Here is a 16,543-nt window from a genome sequence, read left to right on the forward strand (position 1 = left end):
CTCCTTTTAGATGAAGCTGATAAGGCCCGTCCCCATACCAGTTGCCAAGTAGTTGAGAGCCTGCGTGGTGGAATCCACGCGGTCATCGTGCGGAGCGCTTGGAAAAGAAACCAGTTCGTCGATGTAGTCGCGAACCCAGGGATGTTCTGCATCCTGCTTGGGTATATAGACGTTTCCCGCCTCGAACAGCGGGCTTACCGCAAAGGCTCGCGCTTCCTTTGAACCTTGCGGCGTGAAGGGAACGATGCCGCTAATCTTGTTGCGCAACGCGCTAATGATTGCGGGGCCGTTCGCCTTGTCTTCGATGATTTTACGGATTGCCTTGGGGTGCTTCTCGCTCATGCGCTGGAAAGCCCGGATGCTCGAAACAAAGTCCATCTTGGCACACACGCAGTCAATGAGGTAGAAACGCGCCCCGACCTTTCCCCAGACGGTTCCCGCTACGTTGTCGCTTGACGCGCTGTCCGTGAAGGTGAAGTCCCAGCTTTGTATAATCTTGTCGAAAACCTTGGGCAAGATTTCGTACTGTTGCAGCCATTCGCGCTTGATGATGCTTCCGCCGACTGGTGCGGGGTGCTGCTGGTAGAGTGCGTTCCAGTCATAGCTTCCCACGTTGATGCGGATTTTTTCGAGCATTTCAAGCGGGTATCTTTCCGGGTGCAGTGCCTCGCCGATTTTGCGGTGTGGTTCGTCCTTCTCGGCTATCGCGGGATAGTTTATGACCGTCCACTGGTCGCCATCGCCCTGTTTCATGGCGTTGAGCAGGCGCCCCGCCAGGTCGTCTTCATGCCAGCGCGTAAGCGTGACGAGGACGCCCCCGCCCGGAGAAAGTCGAGTATATGCGGTAGATGTGTACCAGTCCCAAATCCTGTCTCGTATGGTGATGCTGTTCGCTTCCTGCCTGTCTTTCAGCGGGTCGTCGATGCCGAGGATTTCGCAGCCCATACCCGTGATACTTCCGCCGATACCCGTGCTTCTGAAACTGCCTTTCCTGTTGGGGATTTCGATTAGGTTTGTCGAGCGCGTGTACTTGCTTCCTCGCGGCGGCAAGGTCGTTCGCGGAAATATGCGGTGGTATTCGTTGCTTTCCATGATGCGCTGCACGTCCTTGTTCACGCGTCTGGAAAGCCCGTCGCTATAGCTGCACGCCATGAAGGAAATGTCGGGATTTACACCGAAGCACCACGCAGGAAAATGCTTGCTTACAAGTTGGCTCTTGCCATGTCGCGGCGGCATGGTGAGAATGAGGCGGGGACTCTTGCGTTCCATTACGTCGGTGTAGAAACGCATGAGGCGAGCGCAGATTTCACGGTGGACCCACCCGATGCTGTAATTCGGCATCGTCGCCTTTACAAAGGCAAGAAGGTTTGTCCTTGCGAGCTGTTCAATCTGTGGTGTCATTCTCGTAAATGCCAAGTTCCCGCGCCTGCCTCTTTATCTCGCTCAATTCGTCGGGCGTGGGGATTTCTCCGTTTGTGTCGATGTTTACCGCGTCGGGGTTGTCAACCATCCTGTCGAGCATCTTGCGCTTTGCGCGTGTCAGCTTGGAATCTTCCGTTTCCTCCGCTATGTCGAACACGAAACGCGCCGCCTTGATGTTGCCGGAAAGAGCCATGCCACTCATGACCGAAATGATTGCGGCGCGAAGCTCGATGGGTTTCTCCACCTGGATTCCGATGCTTCGGAGCGATTCCTTCAAGCGTCCTTCGGACAGGCGAAACTTTGTCCCGAGAACGTTTCTCGCGACCTCCCGCGCCTCCTTCGCTTTCAGCTTGCTCCTTGAAGACGCCAAGCCTCCGAGCTTGCCGATGGCCCTCATGTCCTGGGAATCTGCCATACATCAGTCGTTCCTCAACTCCTTCCACCAGCGCAGAAAATCGGGCCAGTAAACGGTCATGCGTCCGCGCTTGCAGCTTCTTCTCACGGGCATACCGCGGGTATGCACCCAGTCATAGACCGTGAAGTGGTTGAAGCCGATTTTGTCGGCCACCTCCTTTATCGTGAAGTAGCCCGGTTTAGGCGTGATTAGGTCTTTGTTTAAGATTTTGTTCCCCATACAAAGTTTTTCCTATGTTGTGGATATGGCTATCACGGATTTCGAGGGATTGAGAAAAAGGTTTGACGCTCTAAAGAAGCTGAACGAAAAGACCATTCTATCGGGCTGGATAGATGGAAACGGGACTGCACGGAAAGCGAAGGAAAATCTCGATTACAGAAAAAAGACGGGAAAGCTGACTCCCGCATTGAGGGAACCCGCTTCCAATTCGTTGATAGCGAGAACGCTGAATTACGGCCGTAAGGAAGGGACGACGCTTGAGGGCGTCCACTACCCGGAAATTCCGGCAAGGCCCTTCCTGCGTTTTGCCATGGAACGGTTTCGCGCCATCATGCCGAAACTTGAACGCAAGTATCTCCCGCAGATAATCAACGGCGAAATGACCGTCCAGACGATGTGCGAGGAACTGGGGATGCGCTTGAAGGACTGCATCACGCTCGCGATGCGCGACAGCGAAAAGTATGAGCCGCTGCGCGATGCTACCGTGCAGGCGAGAATCAGGCAAGGACGGCCCAGTGCTACTCCGCTTATCGACACGCATCAGCTTATAGACTCCGTGACATTCGAGGTCAAGTGAGTTTTGAAGGCGCCGCTTGAGAAAAGCGTACGCGTGACCATGTTGCAGTTCTTTGCGCCCCTTGCCGTGACGCAGGCGTGTTTCGCCTCGATGCGAACTTCTACATCCTTGCTTCCAGTCGCGAGCATGATTACCTCGGCAATGTCACTGCCGATTTTCTCCTGGAGCTGCAAACGCTTTCCCACCATTTCGGAAATCCTCGCGAACTTGGAGAGTCCGAGAACTTTCCCGTGCGGGATATAGCGGATTGAAACCTTCATGTCGTACATGAGGGCAAGATGGTGTTCGCAGTGGCTGAAAATCGTTATATCGTCAACGGAAACGATTTGACCGTCCGCATCCTGCTTGAAGCACTTGCCGAACTTTTTCGCGAGCTGTGCGTTCGTGTAGTTTTGACCTTCGAACATTTCTGCATAGTATTTCGCGACACGGCGCGGCGTGTCCCTTAAACCTTCGCGGTCGGGGTTGTCATTCAGCGCCTCAAGAAGCTGCCGTACAAGCTGTTCAATCTTCTTCGTCTTTATCATATTGCGCTAGGTTCCCCTCGCTTTCCTGAATAACGACCTTGTGGCAGAACGGCACCTGGTCGCAAATCCATTTCGCCATGTTTTCGGCTGTCGGGTTGAAATCCACCACGTCGTTGATATAGGCGTGGTCGAGCTTTTCCATGATTATCTTCTTGATGTGCGTGAAGTCGATAACCATTCCGTCCTTGTCGAGCGTCTTGCTCTTGCAGAAAATGGTCACAAGCCAGTTATGGCCGTGAAGGTTGCTGCACTTGCTCGGGTAAGGGAGTTCCAGACGGTGCGCTCCCGAAATTTCCAGTCTCTTGCATACTCGATACATTGCTTTCTCCTATGGGAATGGGCAGGAAGAAACCCGCCCTTGAAACGAAACAGGCTACTCGATACCGATGAACTTGTGCCATTGAAGCGAGAGAAGCCAGCTGGGGTTTTCCTGCACCAGCTTTATGCAGTGATAGAGGTTTTCCTTGACGAGGTTGTCCCCGTCGAAGCATGGGCTAAGGCACATGCGTTTCGCTGTCTTACACGGAGTAGGCAGCGGGTCGCCAGCCTTTATGACGAAACGTAGTTCGTCGATATTGTCCGGCTCGATGCGCGAAGTCTTGGGACTACAGACGATGTAGTCGATGCCCTGCGGAACCTTGTGCGTTCCGTTTGTCTCGATGGACTTGTACCAGCCATCAAAAGCCTTTATGAGTTCGTCGTCCAGCTGCAAGGTGGGTTCACCTCCGCAGAAGGAAACGCTCCTGCAATTTCCCGCGATGGAAAGACAGGTCTGAATAATCTGTTCGGCGGTCATTTCGTCGAAGGGTTCATGGTTTGTGTCGCAGAAGGGACACTTCATGTTGCATCCGCTGAAACGCACGAATACCTGCGGCGTTCCCACGCGCTTTCCTTCGCCCTGGATGCTAAAGAATATCTTGTTTATTCTGTAGATTTTCTGCATGGCTATTTGCCTCCCTGTGCCAAGGCGCGTTCACGCTGCTTGCAGCTGTCGCACTTGCCACAATGTGTCGAGCCGTTCTTGTAGCAGCTCCATGTGTTCCGTTCGTAGTCTATTCCCAGCTTGCGGCCAATCTTGACGATTTCTGCTTTGCTTACTGTCGAGAACGGGGCGTGAATCCTTACCTTGAAATTCGGGGACGTACCGACGTTTGCAGCTTTCTCGAACGACTTGATGAATGCGAGTGTGTCGTCGTAATACTGGCCGCTTGCAAGCCCGTTGAAGCCACCGTAAATGTCGTTTATGCCGTTGACCTCCGCGAACATGACCGCGTAGGAAAGCAGGATGCCGTTTCTGAACTCCACATAGCTTGTGGGAGTCGCGGAATCAATCTGCTCGAAGCTGCGGTTTTCGCTTATCCTGGACTTGGAAATGAGGGAACACTTGCTTCCCGTGAATCCGAGGTCGATGGAAACGATTTTGTAGGGCTGTTTCAGCCGCTTCGCGTTGGATGCCGCCACCGCGATTTCTTTGCGCAGACTCTGTTTGTAGTCGAAGATAAGGCAGAAAACCTTCTTGCCCTGCTTCGTCAGCTGTTCCAGAACTGTCGTGCTGTCGATGCCGCCCGAAAGCAGCAAGATTGCGTCACATCTTGATTTTTGCATATTGCATTGCCTTGAACCATTGTTGTTTGTTATGGAAGCCAAGAGTTTTCTTGTTCTTCTTGAATTTCTTGGGGAGCGAGACGACCTTCATTACGCCATCCTGGAACACGAAACACGTCCCGTATCTTTCGCCGAGACTCCATGTGCTTGAGTCGCTGCTGTAGAAATGGAACTTGCGCAGAAGCCCCCAGTTCGTGCATCCGAGCGCGTGAACCTTGGAGCCGTTTTCCGCCGCTGTGTCGAGGAAATAGTGAAGCGGTTTCCAGTCGTTCGCCTTGAGCCATTTGCTCGATGCTGTAAATCCGCTAAGCGAGAGCGCGACATAGGGATAGTTTTTCACCATGTCGAGCCATCCTTCTTTCTTGCGTCCTAGATGCCAAACGGGGATGCTCTGCTTTCCCGTTGCGCGTTCTATGCGGTTTCGGATTTGCTTGACCTTGTCTATGCCGACAATTTCGTCAATGTCCATTTCGATGAAATGGTCAATGTGTGCGCCCTTTATCCATTCGATGTAGCTGTCGATATAACTGTCGTCAATCTTCTTGCCGCTTGCCATCGCCGTGAAGGCGCCGCTGTCCGCGATGAAGTGGTTGAACTCGCGTACATCGTTTCCCATCAACGAACTTTTATATTCAAAGGACGTAAGGATATTGAGTTCCTTCTTCGGGAACTTTGTGTAGAAATCTCCTACGAGTCCATCTGTCGCCATGTGTAGAAGCATTATTTCTCGAAGGTTTTTCCGCAGTGGGGGCAGGTGATGGTCTTGGGTTTCTTCTGTGGATTTTCTTCGTCCGTCAGGAAACTGTCGAAATCCACGTTTTCGTTCGGCAAGAACCCGAACTGTTCCAGGTCAAAGGCTGCTTCTCCGAGGAACGAAAGTTCCTCGTTGAGCTTCTGAAAATCCCAGCCGCTAAATTCCGAGACTTTGTTGTCTGCGAGGCGGAATGCCTTAATTTGATTCGGGGTCAGGTCGTCAGCGACGATGCAGGGGACTTTTTGAAGCTCCAGCTTCTGCGCGGCGAGATAGCGTGTGTGTCCCGCGACGATTACGTTTTCCCTGTCGATGATGATGGGAACCTTGAAACCGAACTCGGAAATGCTCGCGGCCACCTTGTCAACTGCCGCCTCGTTGTTGCGCGGGTTATTCTCGTATGGCTTCAAAAGCCCGATTTCGACTTCCCGAATTTCCATAAAATTGAATCCTATGCAAAAGAATTGAATAGAATTTAATACTTTTTTGAATAAAATGCAATAAAATTTGCATACAATTCAATTTTTCTTTGATTATGCCTTTACAAAATCGGCAAATAAACCTATCTTGATTAGGTAAAACGGGAGATTCCTATGCCAGCAAGGTGTCCGCATTGCGGAAAAATTCTTACGGACGCGGAAGTGCGTTCAATCCATTCGCAGATGATTGGGAGCCGTCCCAAGCCCACCAGCGCCGAGAACGGCAAGAAGGGCGGAAGGCCCAAGGGCGCAAAAAATAAACCCAAGGAAAAAGAATAAGAAGCTATTTCTGCGCTTCCATCTTTCCCCTGATAAACGAAACATCGCTCTTTATGTCGGAAAGAGTCCCCTTGAGGATTTCCGATTCCCGTTCCACTTTTGATGTTCGCTGTTCAATAAGCTCGATGCGCGTTTCCATCTTGGCCATGGAAACGGCGTTCCTTTCCGAACCCTCGCTTACCTCGCTGTGGCTCTTGACGTAGGCTGTAGTCGCCGAAGCAAGCGCGATGAGCGCAAGGATGAGGGGCTTCAACATTTCGCGCCATTTGGCGCTGTCCTTTCTAGTTGTCATGCCATTCTACCTAATTCAAGGAAGTCCACACGGGGTAATTGTTCGAGTCCTTACCCCTGTAGATAAATTGTTTGCTGTTTCCGGGCTCAATCGATGCGATATGATGCGACCGCGTTGTATCGCTTGCCTGATAGACGATGATAGGGTGGTTTACGGGTGTTCCGCCTCCGTACTTGCCTGTATTGGTGACAAGTACGACTTCGCCGACTTCATGGCTGGTTGAGTTTAGCGTGAAATCATCGTTTCCTTCGTAGCCGTATGTTCCAGGGCAAACGGCAGTATAGTATTCAGACGGTATGCCGGATGTGCAGTGGCTTTCGCAGTTTGTCATGGAACGATACTGTCCCTGGCTCGCTTCCCCGTCGGACTGTTCCAGCGGCGTGAAATTGAGAATAAGCTGGTCTGTGGAGAGCTTCTTTATAGTTGCCTGTCCACTTATGGACAAGACCTGGGCGGAGATATACTGCGTCGTGAGCGCTATCATCGTAATCTTCGTCGTTCCGCCCGGTCCCTTGATTTCGAGGCCGCTTGGCCCAAGCTCTGATGTATAGAGATTGTGCGTTGCAGTGCTTCCACTTTTGGCGATAAATTTTCCGCTAGAGGTAATATCTCCATCGAGATTGATGGAATGGTCTATCACAAGCTCGTTCGTGGAAGCATTGACGGAAAGTGTGACTGTATGATTGGAGTTCCTAAGCGTGAGCGAATAGGCGGAAAGAAAGGTCGTTGTCACCGCCTGTTTCCCTATTTCTGTAGTGCCACCCATGCCGGAAACAGTCACGCCGGAGGGAGTAATGGTTGTAGTGTCGGGATGGTTTCCTATGCCGACGACGGTGATGTTCTTGAAAACGCTTTGCAGAAAGTCGCGCAATTTTTCAAGCGATAGTTTCCTGTCCCTGTCGGAGTTCAGGCCCTGTACGATGTAGAGAAGGTCGTTGAGGGTAAGATTGTCCGCTTCTTCAAGCAGCGGCACCGTGGTAATGTTTTCTTCCAGTTCCATGAAACGCTCCTTGAATTAGACTGTGCTTGCGCCGAACGAGACAAAAGGAATCTTGCTCGCCGTGTTGAAAATGCCGTTCAGCGGGTCAACGAAATAAATCTTGTTGCCGACTGTCGTTTCCAGGTTCTGACGCAGCGTGTAGTCATACTGGTAGTTGTAATTGGTTCTGTCCTTGGCGGCAAGCTGGACTCCTACAGACCAAACTTGAACGATATATCGCGTATTCCGCTTTATCGTCAAGGCGCCCTGCCTCATTTCAGTCATGTCGAAAGTGCAGAGTTCCGTCGAGCTGTCGAAATCGACGCCGTAGTGACGCAGCCCCGTGTGTCCGAGCAGGTTTCCTTCCGTGTCAAAAACGCCGATGCAGAGGCATGCGTTGTTCGATGCAAGTGTTCCTGCAAGCGCGATGGTGCATTTTGAAATGGAACCCTGGGCGTCCGATATTCTCATGCTCTGGTATATCTTGGCGTTGCAGTAGTCGAAGGTATCGCCCTCAACGTCGCCCCAGACAAGTTCTTCCGCGCCCTGCTTGAGCTGGTATGAACCGTAGTTGCTCGTTTCGCTGTCTATATCCGATTCCGGCAGCGTCGCAAGTTTCGGGTCGCTTTCTCCCGTCATGTTCACGCCTATTCGTAGAGTGCCGTTTAAGGGCGTGAGCGTGATTGCGTCACCGTCGGGAACGAGAACATTGGCGAGAAATCCCGCTTCGTCGCCCTGCTGGACGCAGACCTTGTGGTCGCTTGCACCGACTCCTTCCAGGTCACTCAAGGCAACCTTGTAGGTGTGGCCAAGAATGCTTACGGCAAAGTACCCGCCCTGTTTGAGGGCTTCGAACGTACTTGTGTCCAGCTCTAGGATGGTGGTATTTTCTTCTGCCATGGATTCTCCTATAAGACGATGTACTTGCCGTCTTCGGTCATTATCCGTTTCCCAGTTTCTGTCGTGAGATAGTTGTTCTCGATTACGCTTTCTTCAAGCGCGACGGTCACAATCTTCTTTTGCGGATGCTGAACCGTCGCGAGGAACCTGTTTGAACCAGCCAGCTTCAATCCAGCAGCGGGGAGCGCAAGGACGCCAGCAGGCGCCAGCATTTGAAGTACGCGGCGTCGAAGCTGCCTGCCTCGCGGAGTATAGACGAAAAAGATGGCGGGACATTCGTCAAGGAAATGCGGATTCGCGTCGCCCGAAAGGTCACGGGCGTTTTCGATGATGTTGTTCGGCGTCCCTGCGGAGTTCTTCTTGAAGGAAATCTTGAGACGCGCCTTGTACATTTCGTCCGTCTCGCCGGGTTGTCGCGGGATGTTGCGGAACTTTCCGATAAGGTCGAGCCATTCACCTTCCGCCTCGTCGATGTTCGCGAAGTTGGAAAGCCTGAACGCACTATCTTCCAAATCCTGAAAACTGGAAAAGACCTTCCTCAAGAGCGAGAGAAGGTTTGTGGAGTCCCTGTACTGCGTGATTACAAGGTGCTGGATATGCTGCCATAAGTCCGTGATGTGCTGCATGGCGGTTTCCTAGCTTACGAGCGTGACCGTGATGTTTTCTGCCGTGATGGAAACAATCTTGTCTTCGTCTATGGGGACGCGCTCGTCTGTCCAGTGGCGTGGATTGTCCACGCTTGCGACCGTGACCGTGATGGACTCGATGCCCGGAACATTGCTATAGATGGGGGCGCTGATTCTTTGCGGTATCAAGTCCTTTCCCGAAGTGTATTCCTTCTTGGCCCATTCGCAGACGACATTCTTTATGACCTGTTCATAGTCCGATGGCAAGGTTTCTTCGTCATAGACAGTAAAGTCGATGCGAACGAGGTAGGAAACGCCCTGGATGAAGCTGAACTGGACCTGTTGCAGGAAACCGCTTACGTCGCGAGCCTCGCCGCTGTTGTTACCGTAGCTCTGAATGCCTGCGGGCTTGCAGTTCCAAATCTTTTGCGCGATAAAGTTTTGGACGGTGTGGGCGCGCGTGCTGTCGTCGAGAATTGCCTGCCAGTCCTTATCGGACGGGTCAATGTCCTCGGTGCTGAAAGTGACCGGAACGAACACCACGAAAGAATGGGCGGGGATTCCGCCGACTGTCTCGTTCTTCGTATTTTCCTTGAAGGTGATGCCGTCCGTGATGTTCTCTTTCAGGTAGGTCGTCATTCCGTCGGGAGTCGCCAAGCCGTCGAAAGTCGCCGTCTCTATGCGCTGTCTTAGGGATTCGTCCGTTTCTCCCTCGTTTCGTGCAAGCCCCGCGATAGAGGCTAGCATATCCAGGAAAGTCCCCGTTGCTGTCGAAACGTCGATGTTCGCGCCGACGGTCTGTATCACCTGTGCAAGCTCCGTGTACATATATGCAAGCAGGTCAACGAACATCCCGTCGGGAGAGGACGGCTCAAGGTTTATGGACGCACCGAACACTTCCGTAAAGCTGGTGGCGATGGCCTGACGGATTTCGCGGTAGCTCTTGATGGAGATTCCCGATATAGAGTCCACAATGACTGCGTTTATCGCCATCGCTAGAAATCCCCGTTGATGGTTCTGCCGTCGATGCTCTGGACGCTGAATTTTCCCGTAAGGTTTCTTCCGTCCGTTGCGAGGTCTATCGCGATTACGGATTTTACGCCCTTGACCGCTTCGATTTTTTCGCGAATGATGCGCTGGGCTACGTCGAGGTGAGAAACGGGTAAACCGGCTATCTTTTCAAGCCAGGGAACGCCGTGTTCGATGTTGGTGAACGCTTCCCCTTCTTCCGTCTTTAACAGGCAGAGAACAGCCTGTCGAACCTTCTTGGCGATGTTGCCGATACGGCAGATGTGGTCGCCATCAAGGAAAATGTCGTGGGAATTGTCAAGGGCCATTTCATTCATCAGCCCGTAAAGTAGATACGCTTTGGCGTGGGGCGTGAATTATGCCAAATCAACCCAAAAGACACCAAAAGAAGGGCTGAATTATTCTGATTTACGCCTTGCGAACCTGTGCGAATTGAGTATATTTTGAAGAAAGAAAAAAGGCTCTGAACAAATGACGACCACGCTTTACGAGAATATCACCAAGAAGCTCAAGCTGGAAAAAGGAACGTACAGCTGGGCTAAAGATTATTTCTCCGCATGGCATAGGAGTAAGGTTGGCCTTTTGGATGATGCCATCGAAAGCTATTCTGACGGTGTGCCTCGCGCCGTGTTTGACAAGCACCTAGTCGATGAAGCGGAAACAATAGCCAAGTTCACGACGATGCGTGAACTACTGCTTCACATCGCGAAGATAGCCGAAGCGGAAGGCTTCGTTTAGTGGAATTTAGAGAATGAAAGAAAAAGGCATTGCTGCTTGCAACGCCTAATTATCGTAAAAAACACCTAAATAGGTGTATCAGCAGAAAAAACATTATGAATTTTGGGGTGAAATAATTTTGCTATATTCTTTAATATGTCAAAAACATTAGTTGCCATTTTATTTCTTGCGATGTTTTCCTTTGCTCAATTTGCGGAGGTTTTTACTTCTGCAACAAAGGCTCCCAAAGGTTGTATAAAAAGAGGAAATTTGGTTAAGTGTGCGGTAAAAGAAACTAGAGGTGCTGGAAAAATTTATAGTGCCAAAACGCATCGTGTTTATTGGTATTATCCGAAAGCCGAAGGTCAAACAGAGATGTTCGCGATAAATCAATGTGATTCTATTGTCGTCATGGTTGATATAGAACTTGCTGCGCAAGCTTTGGTTGCTGTTGCTTCGGGAGATACTCTAACTGCAATAAAGAATAGTGTTTTAGCAGAACAAGCCATGATAAATGGTGATTACACTTTAATGTGCAATCAAACAAGTACAAAAAAATTAGAGGTTTTTTGCCAACCCGATGGAAGACGCGCTTATATTGTGAAATACGATGAATTGGGAATAGAAAAGAGCAAGGAAATTAAAATTACGAATAACCCAAATTATTGTACGGAGCAATTCCAAAAAGTATTTAACGGGAAATAGAAAAAAAAGGCTCTGTCACAACAAATGGTTGATTTTTGACGAGAAATAGCGTATAATAATAGTAAGAAACAGTACCACCGAAGGAGGTAATTGGATATGCCTACTATCAAAGACGCATTAGATATTATCGGTAAGTTGACTGTCGCAGAGCAGGAAAGCCTTAAAACAATGCTTTTAAGTCCTGCCTTTGTAAAGTCTTTGAATATTGAAGATTTCGTAGCAAAGGAACGCTTTGCAAATGGTCGTGTATGCCCTCTTTGTGGCTGTATCCATGTGGTTCGCAATGGTCATCGTAAAGATGGCACACAGCGATATGTATGTAAGGATTGTGGCAAGCCCTTCGTGATTGCTACGAACTCCATTGTGTCTGGTACAAGAAAAGACTTGTCCGTGTGGGAGCAGTACATTGATTGTATGATGAATGGCTTATCCATTCGTAGGACTGCTGTTGCTTGTGGGATTCACAGAAACACCGCATTCCTTTGGAGACACAAGATTTTGGATGCACTTCAGAATATGGCAGACGATGTTACCCTTGACGGCATTATTGAGGCTGACGAAACTTTTTTCGCCATCTCGTACAAGGGCAATCATAGCAAGAGTAAGACATTTGCTATGCCACGCAAGGCTCATAAGCGTGGTCATTCTACACATATCAGAGGCTTGTCCCAAGAAAAGGTATGTGTTCCTTGTGCGGTTAATAGGAATGGCTTGTCTATCTCCAAGATTACGAATACTGGTAGAGTTTCTACAAGAGATTTACATCATATTTATGATGGTAGGATTAAGACCAATTCCACTCTTGTTACGGACAAGATGAACTCCTATGTGAGATTTACAAATGCCAATGGCATTGACCTTGTGCAGTTAAAGACTGGCAAAGCCAAGAAAGGCATTTATAATATCCAACATATCAATAGCTACCATAGCCAGCTAAAGAGGTTTATGCGTGGCTTTAACGGTGTTTCTACCAAGTATCTGAACAACTATCTTGTGTGGAATAACCTTGTAAATTACGCCAAAGAAAGCGACATGGAGAAAAGGAACATCTTCTTAACTTTCGTTTTGGCAACATTGAAAACTGCTAAATGCAGAGATTTATCAAACAGACCAGCAGTTCCTCTGGTCGCCTAATTAGAATTTGTGGAGATGATAAGATGGTCAATATAACAGATGTAAAACAGATTCTTCAATTTGCAATAGATGCGGAGATTAAAGTCTTTCTTGATGGTGGCTGGGGTGTAGATGCTCTTCTTGGATATCAGTCAAGAGCCCATAATGATATTGACATTTTTGTAGAAAAGAACGATTATCAGAACTTTATAGAAATAATGAAAGCTAATGGCTTTTATGAGATTAAGATGGAATATACAACATTGAACCATACTGTATGGGAAGATTTGAAAAACAGAATTATTGATTTGCATTGTTTTGAATATACGGACGAAGGTGAAATTCTTTATGATGGGGATTGTTTTCCGGTAGAAACTTTTTCGGGTAAAGGAAGAATTGAGGAAATAGAGGTTTCCTGTATTGAACCATATAGTCAAGTAATGTTCCATCTGGGATACGAGTTTGATGAAAATGATGCACATGATGTGAAGTTATTGTGTGAGACACTTCATATCGAAATTCCAAATGAGTATAGATAACTGCAAATAACAGTTTGTAGGGGAGTTCTGATACTCCCCTATAAAAATGGCTATTTATCAACTGTTTGTTGTGACATAGCCACAGACTTAAAGAACTGACTGACTATCTGACAAGGAAGAAGCCATTCGTACCGTGCTACGCCGTAAGGCACATGAATGGTCTAAGGACATCAAGCAATATTGTCGAAAAATTCAATGATATTTTAGTGGCCAGAAGGCAAAAGCATAATGGCATGTCATGGTCTGTTGATGGCAGTGGCGCATTGGCTGCTATAACATCAGCAAAAATGAATAACGAATTATCAACTTGGCTAAGGGATAGCAGAATCAGCATTAAGCTTGCAGCTTAAAATTCTGTCATATCCACCCGTACAGGTCGGAAAATTTTATCATTTGAATATTGATATTGTTTATTTCTTTTCGGAGCTCGTCTATTTTTTTATTGCCAAGTTCTAATGCTTCTATATCTAAAACATCGCGTCCTTTGAATTCCACACGAATGTCTTTAGCTTTTAATATCAATTCCATAAAATTTTCCTCCTGTCTATAATCGCATGTTTTCATTTGCTTGTACGCAGGGAAAACCCTGCGATTTTAGCAGGAAGAATTACATGAAAATAAGATACATAAATATCCCTCCAATATTGTTTATTTTAAATCTAATTTCCTAATCTCAGTTATCATCGGGCAAACTATTGCAATGCAAATAATTAAAATACCTGATAGTAAAAACCAATGATTTACACCGATTCTATCAGCAAAGAATCCAGAAAGAATTAACCCAATTGGCATAGCAAGAGACATGATACTTCCAGTTAAAGAAAATACACGTCCTAAATATTCAGGCTTAATTTTCTCCTGAAAAAGAGCTGTTTGCACACCGCTGTAAAACGGAACCGAAAGCCCCATTATTGCACAGCAGACTACAAATATGAAAAATCCACTTTGGGGAAGTAATCCTGAAATGGTTAAGCTTATCCCCATCATAAAAATGGATGCCGTTATTAATAAGATTCGCTTTTGGTAATTCCCAAATAACCCTAATAATAGACCCCCTATCAACATACCAGAGGCATAAGCAATCTCCGTAATAGAAATATGCATCGGTGTACCATTAAAACATTCCATAGTGATTAAAGGATATAAAGCATTTATGGGCATATAAACAAACATATATAATGTTCCAACGAGTAATAAAGCAAATAATCCTTTATTTTGCCGTAGTACAGCCATTCCTTCTTTCATTTCTCGTATGAAATTTGGTTTCAAACTTTGCACTTGATCACCCAGCTTAGGAATACGTACAATTGCTACCGTAATAGATGCAATCACAGCACCCAATACATCGATGGCAATAATAGCATTTAGTTCCCAAACGGAGTATAAGAGTGCTGCAACCGCCGGACTAACAATATAGCTTATAGACTGCAAAGACTGACTATAGCCTGCACATTTCGTAAGCTGTTCTTCTGGTACTAAAAGTGGAGTAACCGCATTGAGAGCCGGGGTATGAAAAGCTGTTCCAATGCTACGGATGAACAATACTACCATAACCATCCAGATAGGTAACTCCATATACAATGCAACAATAGCTAGCACGGCCCCAGCTGCTGCGATAATTAAATCAGCACCAATCATTATCTTCTTCCTATCATGACGATCCACTAATACACCAATGGCTGGTCCAAAGACCGCATAGGGTAAAAAACCTACAAGTGAAGCCATAGACAAGACCATCGCAGATCCTGTTTTTTCTGTAAGGTAAAAAATAATCGCCATTTGCAGGATGGCACTAGTGATTAATGATACTGCCTGCCCTGCCCATATTGTATAAAACTTAAGTTTCCAATTGTTGTATTTTTCCATTTATATTATCTCCCTTAATTCCGCAACACTTTGTGGATTTGTAGGTTTTTTAATAGTGGGTTCATGAACGACCATATTCATTACCGGTTAAGTTAAAATATATCCTTTTTTCTTGTTAAGTGGTATACCCTTGTGGTCTAGGCAGCCTGTTTTGACAGCCTATATTCCACCGGTGTCATGTAACCGAGCGAACTATGGAGCCGTTTCCGGTTGTAGAACAGCTCGATGTACCTGAAAACGGCCTCCCGCACGTCTTCGATGTCCTTGAAGTCACGCCTGTAGGCCATCTCCTTCTTGAAGCTAGCGAAGAAGCTTTCCATGCAGGCGTTGTCGTAGGGGCAGCCCGGTGCGCTCATCGAGGGCGTTATCCCGTTCTCCGAGAGCATCGTGCGGTAACCCATGCTACTGTACTGCACGCCACGGTCGGAATGGAAGATGAGCCCGTCGTGATGGCCGCGTTGCATGATGGCATTGGACAACGCGCGCTTGACAAGTTCGGTATCGATGTTCTTGCTCACGGCGTAGCCCACCGCCTCCTTGTTGCACAGGTCAAGTACCACGGCAAGGTACACCCAACCTAACGCCGTCTTGACGTAGGTGATGTCGCCGGTCCAGACGGCGTTCAGGCTGTCGGGATCGAACTTCCGCTGCACAAGGTTCTCGCTGTACATGGCATCGCATTTGCCCTTGCGGTAGGGTTTCCATTTCTTGAGCGTGACCGGATAGAGGCCATTCTCGCGCATGATACGGCGCAGCTTCCATTCCTTGACCTCGACGCCCTTGTCATTGAGTGCGGCCTGCATCCTCGGGCAACCGTACACGCGGTGGTTTTCTTCGAAGGTGTCGCGGACCTTCTGGACAAGCCGTTCTTCACGGGCCTTGCGTTCGGCCCTTGCCGTTTCCTGTTTCGACCACTGGTAGTAGGAACACTGCGGTATTCCTAGGGCTCTGCACATCTTCCTGACTGAGTATTTCTTGCGGTTCACGTGTATCGCCTCGCATTTCAGTCGTGTGGTCGCATAAAGATGTGCAGGGATTTTTTTAGGATCTCTACCGTCTCCTTCTCGTCCGCGAGTTCCTTTTCGCGTTTCTTCAGGAGCTTCTCCAGTTCCCTGTTCTTGGCGGCGAGTTCCTCGACGGACACCTTGCGGATGCGCCGTTCCTCGCGATAGCTCGGCAGGTTGTGTTCCTTGCGGTACTCGTTTACCCACCTACCGACCGTATTTGGCCCTATTCCGAGTTCCTTGGCTATCTGATTTGCGGACTTTTCGCCTTTCAGGACCAGTTTGATGACTTGTTCCCTTGTCTCGGAGTTGTAGTTGACTTTTGCCATTGTTTTACCTTTTTGGGGTTGCGCAATGAATATAGTAGCTTATGCTACCCTCTTATTAAACTCCTGCATGGTCCAGTCTTCCGCGGCGGACAGGTCCATCAGCAGGTCGGGTAGCCTGGTGAACCTTACCGAGTAGAACCGCTTGCAGGCCTCCATCCCGAACGCGCAGG

The 16,543-nt window shown here is 48.4% G+C and carries 25 protein-coding genes and 2 pseudogenes; 7 read left to right on the forward strand and 20 right to left on the reverse strand.

The genetic code is table 11. The annotated features are described in order from the left end of the window. Positions 1–6: 6 nt before the first annotated feature. Genes terL through BUC02_RS08170 form a run of 3 tightly spaced genes read right to left on the reverse strand, consistent with a single transcriptional unit; the run spans position 7 to position 2,056 of the window. Entirely contained in the window at positions 7–1,401 is a 1,395-nt protein-coding gene (terL, locus tag BUC02_RS08160; RefSeq protein WP_073321119.1) for a phage terminase large subunit, read from the reverse strand. Continuing rightward, positions 1,385–1,837, reverse strand: a complete 453-nt coding sequence (locus tag BUC02_RS08165) for a hypothetical protein (RefSeq protein WP_073321122.1) — start codon at positions 1,835–1,837, stop codon at positions 1,385–1,387. Before BUC02_RS08165 ends, terL begins: the two co-directional genes overlap by 17 nt. Before the next feature lie 3 nt (positions 1,838–1,840). Further along, positions 1,841–2,056: a MerR family transcriptional regulator gene (locus BUC02_RS08170; protein WP_073321125.1), complete on the reverse strand. Its 216-nt coding sequence runs from the start codon at positions 2,054–2,056 to the stop codon at positions 1,841–1,843. Between the two features lie 25 nt (positions 2,057–2,081). Here BUC02_RS08170 and BUC02_RS08175 point away from each other — a divergent pair, with 25 nt between their 5' ends. Further along, complete coding sequence (locus BUC02_RS08175) at positions 2,082–2,633, forward strand: hypothetical protein (RefSeq protein WP_073321128.1); 552 nt, start codon at positions 2,082–2,084, stop codon at positions 2,631–2,633. Here BUC02_RS08175 and folE read toward each other — a convergent pair. Genes folE through BUC02_RS08205 form a run of 6 tightly spaced genes read right to left on the reverse strand, consistent with a single transcriptional unit; the run spans position 2,597 to position 5,956 of the window. Further along, positions 2,597–3,157, reverse strand: coding sequence for a GTP cyclohydrolase I FolE (folE, locus tag BUC02_RS08180; protein WP_170930520.1), 561 nt, complete (start codon positions 3,155–3,157; stop codon positions 2,597–2,599). The two genes, BUC02_RS08175 and folE, sit on opposite strands and share 37 nt — an antisense overlap. Then, positions 3,138–3,479 (reverse strand): 6-carboxytetrahydropterin synthase QueD, encoded by a 342-nt coding sequence (gene queD / locus BUC02_RS08185; protein ID WP_073321133.1) that lies wholly within the window; start codon positions 3,477–3,479, stop codon positions 3,138–3,140. The genes folE and queD overlap by 20 nt, the downstream gene beginning before the upstream one ends. 54 nt (positions 3,480–3,533) lie before the next feature. Continuing rightward, positions 3,534–4,103 (reverse strand): 7-carboxy-7-deazaguanine synthase QueE, encoded by a 570-nt coding sequence (locus tag BUC02_RS08190; protein WP_073321135.1) that lies wholly within the window; start codon positions 4,101–4,103, stop codon positions 3,534–3,536. A gap of 2 nt (positions 4,104–4,105) precedes the next feature. Further along, positions 4,106–4,765, reverse strand: a complete 660-nt coding sequence (gene queC / locus BUC02_RS08195) for a 7-cyano-7-deazaguanine synthase QueC (protein ID WP_073321137.1) — start codon at positions 4,763–4,765, stop codon at positions 4,106–4,108. Continuing rightward, a complete protein-coding gene (locus tag BUC02_RS08200; protein ID WP_139261071.1) occupies positions 4,746–5,486 on the reverse strand; it encodes a hypothetical protein in 741 nt (246 codons plus the stop codon). Before BUC02_RS08200 ends, queC begins: the two co-directional genes overlap by 20 nt. Further along, positions 5,486–5,956: a ParB N-terminal domain-containing protein gene (locus BUC02_RS08205; protein ID WP_073321141.1), complete on the reverse strand. Its 471-nt coding sequence runs from the start codon at positions 5,954–5,956 to the stop codon at positions 5,486–5,488. Before BUC02_RS08205 ends, BUC02_RS08200 begins: the two co-directional genes overlap by 1 nt. A gap of 153 nt (positions 5,957–6,109) precedes the next feature. Between BUC02_RS08205 and BUC02_RS16155 the strand changes: the two genes are divergently transcribed. Continuing rightward, positions 6,110–6,274 carry a hypothetical protein gene (locus BUC02_RS16155; protein ID WP_158212868.1) on the forward strand — a complete coding sequence of 55 codons (165 nt, stop codon included), beginning with the start codon at positions 6,110–6,112 and terminating at the stop codon, positions 6,272–6,274. Between the two features lie 4 nt (positions 6,275–6,278). Here the strand turns inward: BUC02_RS16155 and BUC02_RS08210 are convergent, their stop codons facing one another. Genes BUC02_RS08210 through BUC02_RS08235 form a run of 6 tightly spaced genes read right to left on the reverse strand, consistent with a single transcriptional unit; the run spans position 6,279 to position 10,417 of the window. After that, complete coding sequence (locus BUC02_RS08210) at positions 6,279–6,566, reverse strand: hypothetical protein (protein ID WP_073321143.1); 288 nt, start codon at positions 6,564–6,566, stop codon at positions 6,279–6,281. A 10-nt stretch (positions 6,567–6,576) separates the two neighbouring features. After that, complete coding sequence (locus BUC02_RS08215) at positions 6,577–7,566, reverse strand: hypothetical protein (RefSeq protein WP_073321145.1); 990 nt, start codon at positions 7,564–7,566, stop codon at positions 6,577–6,579. Positions 7,567–7,581: 15 nt separating this feature from the next. Beyond that, on the reverse strand, positions 7,582–8,445 hold the full coding sequence (locus BUC02_RS08220) for a hypothetical protein (RefSeq protein WP_073321148.1): 864 nt from the start codon (positions 8,443–8,445) through the stop codon (positions 7,582–7,584). An 8-nt stretch (positions 8,446–8,453) separates the two neighbouring features. Beyond that, on the reverse strand, positions 8,454–9,071 hold the full coding sequence (locus tag BUC02_RS08225) for a baseplate wedge 1 family protein (RefSeq protein ID WP_073321151.1): 618 nt from the start codon (positions 9,069–9,071) through the stop codon (positions 8,454–8,456). 9 nt (positions 9,072–9,080) lie between these two features. After that, a complete protein-coding gene (locus BUC02_RS08230; RefSeq protein WP_073321154.1) occupies positions 9,081–10,064 on the reverse strand; it encodes a hypothetical protein in 984 nt (327 codons plus the stop codon). 2 nt (positions 10,065–10,066) lie between these two features. Then, positions 10,067–10,417 carry a contractile injection system sheath initiator gene (locus tag BUC02_RS08235; protein WP_073321157.1) on the reverse strand — a complete coding sequence of 117 codons (351 nt, stop codon included), beginning with the start codon at positions 10,415–10,417 and terminating at the stop codon, positions 10,067–10,069. 154 nt (positions 10,418–10,571) lie between these two features. On the opposite strand from BUC02_RS08235, the gene BUC02_RS08240 reads away from it, so the two are divergent. The 5 genes from BUC02_RS08240 to BUC02_RS15860 all read left to right on the forward strand — a co-directional run bounded on the left by BUC02_RS08240 (position 10,572) and on the right by BUC02_RS15860 (position 13,524). Beyond that, on the forward strand, positions 10,572–10,838 hold the full coding sequence (locus BUC02_RS08240) for a hypothetical protein (RefSeq protein ID WP_073321160.1): 267 nt from the start codon (positions 10,572–10,574) through the stop codon (positions 10,836–10,838). 135 nt (positions 10,839–10,973) lie between these two features. Further along, a complete protein-coding gene (locus BUC02_RS08245) occupies positions 10,974–11,522 on the forward strand; it encodes a hypothetical protein (protein WP_073321163.1) in 549 nt (182 codons plus the stop codon). Between the two features lie 96 nt (positions 11,523–11,618). Beyond that, positions 11,619–12,656: an IS1595-like element ISSag10 family transposase gene (locus BUC02_RS08250; RefSeq protein ID WP_073321166.1), complete on the forward strand. Its 1,038-nt coding sequence runs from the start codon at positions 11,619–11,621 to the stop codon at positions 12,654–12,656. Positions 12,657–12,679: 23 nt separating this feature from the next. Then, positions 12,680–13,174: a lincosamide nucleotidyltransferase Lnu(C) gene (gene lnu(C), locus BUC02_RS08255; RefSeq protein WP_019543803.1), complete on the forward strand. Its 495-nt coding sequence runs from the start codon at positions 12,680–12,682 to the stop codon at positions 13,172–13,174. Between the two features lie 152 nt (positions 13,175–13,326). Next, a complete protein-coding gene (locus tag BUC02_RS15860; RefSeq protein ID WP_139261072.1) occupies positions 13,327–13,524 on the forward strand; it encodes a hypothetical protein in 198 nt (65 codons plus the stop codon). Positions 13,525–13,621: 97 nt separating this feature from the next. Here BUC02_RS15860 and BUC02_RS16725 read toward each other — a convergent pair. From BUC02_RS16725 to BUC02_RS16730, 5 genes and pseudogenes are all read right to left on the reverse strand, one after another. Continuing rightward, positions 13,622–13,702: pseudogene (locus BUC02_RS16725) on the reverse strand (ABC transporter ATP-binding protein); the annotation flags it as partial. A gap of 120 nt (positions 13,703–13,822) precedes the next feature. Further along, on the reverse strand, positions 13,823–15,040 hold the full coding sequence (mef(A), locus tag BUC02_RS08265; RefSeq protein ID WP_073321172.1) for a macrolide efflux MFS transporter Mef(A): 1,218 nt from the start codon (positions 15,038–15,040) through the stop codon (positions 13,823–13,825). Positions 15,041–15,177: 137 nt separating this feature from the next. Beyond that, on the reverse strand, positions 15,178–16,026 hold the full coding sequence (locus BUC02_RS08270) for an IS3 family transposase (protein WP_175549821.1): 849 nt from the start codon (positions 16,024–16,026) through the stop codon (positions 15,178–15,180). A 17-nt stretch (positions 16,027–16,043) separates the two neighbouring features. Continuing rightward, a complete protein-coding gene (locus tag BUC02_RS08275) occupies positions 16,044–16,373 on the reverse strand; it encodes a transposase (RefSeq protein ID WP_073321178.1) in 330 nt (109 codons plus the stop codon). A 75-nt stretch (positions 16,374–16,448) separates the two neighbouring features. Beyond that, positions 16,449–16,543: pseudogene (locus BUC02_RS16730) on the reverse strand (AAA family ATPase); the annotation flags it as partial.

Origin of the sequence: Fibrobacter sp. UWOV1 (assembly GCF_900142495.1) — a bacterium.
In the GTDB taxonomy this organism is placed as follows: Bacteria; Fibrobacterota; Fibrobacteria; order Fibrobacterales; family Fibrobacteraceae; genus Fibrobacter.

Coding starts and splice junctions, on each gene's coding strand:
- BUC02_RS08225 (WP_073321151.1), bottom strand. CDS start 9,071: ATGCAGCACATCACGGACTTATGGCAGCATATCCAGCACCTTGTAATC.
- BUC02_RS08210 (WP_073321143.1), bottom strand. CDS start 6,566: ATGACAACTAGAAAGGACAGCGCCAAATGGCGCGAAATGTTGAAGCCC.
- BUC02_RS08170 (WP_073321125.1), bottom strand. CDS start 2,056: ATGGGGAACAAAATCTTAAACAAAGACCTAATCACGCCTAAACCGGGC.
- BUC02_RS16155 (WP_158212868.1), top strand. CDS start 6,110: ATGCCAGCAAGGTGTCCGCATTGCGGAAAAATTCTTACGGACGCGGAA.
- BUC02_RS08250 (WP_073321166.1), top strand. CDS start 11,619: ATGCCTACTATCAAAGACGCATTAGATATTATCGGTAAGTTGACTGTC.
- queD (WP_073321133.1), bottom strand. CDS start 3,479: ATGTATCGAGTATGCAAGAGACTGGAAATTTCGGGAGCGCACCGTCTG.
- terL (WP_073321119.1), bottom strand. CDS start 1,401: ATGACACCACAGATTGAACAGCTCGCAAGGACAAACCTTCTTGCCTTT.
- BUC02_RS15860 (WP_139261072.1), top strand. CDS start 13,327: ATGAATGGTCTAAGGACATCAAGCAATATTGTCGAAAAATTCAATGAT.
- BUC02_RS08235 (WP_073321157.1), bottom strand. CDS start 10,417: ATGAATGAAATGGCCCTTGACAATTCCCACGACATTTTCCTTGATGGC.
- queC (WP_073321137.1), bottom strand. CDS start 4,765: ATGCAAAAATCAAGATGTGACGCAATCTTGCTGCTTTCGGGCGGCATC.
- BUC02_RS08220 (WP_073321148.1), bottom strand. CDS start 8,445: ATGGCAGAAGAAAATACCACCATCCTAGAGCTGGACACAAGTACGTTC.
- BUC02_RS08190 (WP_073321135.1), bottom strand. CDS start 4,103: ATGCAGAAAATCTACAGAATAAACAAGATATTCTTTAGCATCCAGGGC.
- BUC02_RS08230 (WP_073321154.1), bottom strand. CDS start 10,064: ATGGCGATAAACGCAGTCATTGTGGACTCTATATCGGGAATCTCCATC.
- BUC02_RS08275 (WP_073321178.1), bottom strand. CDS start 16,373: ATGGCAAAAGTCAACTACAACTCCGAGACAAGGGAACAAGTCATCAAA.
- BUC02_RS08200 (WP_139261071.1), bottom strand. CDS start 5,486: ATGCTTCTACACATGGCGACAGATGGACTCGTAGGAGATTTCTACACA.
- BUC02_RS08215 (WP_073321145.1), bottom strand. CDS start 7,566: ATGGAACTGGAAGAAAACATTACCACGGTGCCGCTGCTTGAAGAAGCG.
- BUC02_RS08240 (WP_073321160.1), top strand. CDS start 10,572: ATGACGACCACGCTTTACGAGAATATCACCAAGAAGCTCAAGCTGGAA.
- BUC02_RS08175 (WP_073321128.1), top strand. CDS start 2,082: ATGGCTATCACGGATTTCGAGGGATTGAGAAAAAGGTTTGACGCTCTA.
- BUC02_RS08165 (WP_073321122.1), bottom strand. CDS start 1,837: ATGGCAGATTCCCAGGACATGAGGGCCATCGGCAAGCTCGGAGGCTTG.
- BUC02_RS08245 (WP_073321163.1), top strand. CDS start 10,974: ATGTCAAAAACATTAGTTGCCATTTTATTTCTTGCGATGTTTTCCTTT.
- BUC02_RS08205 (WP_073321141.1), bottom strand. CDS start 5,956: ATGGAAATTCGGGAAGTCGAAATCGGGCTTTTGAAGCCATACGAGAAT.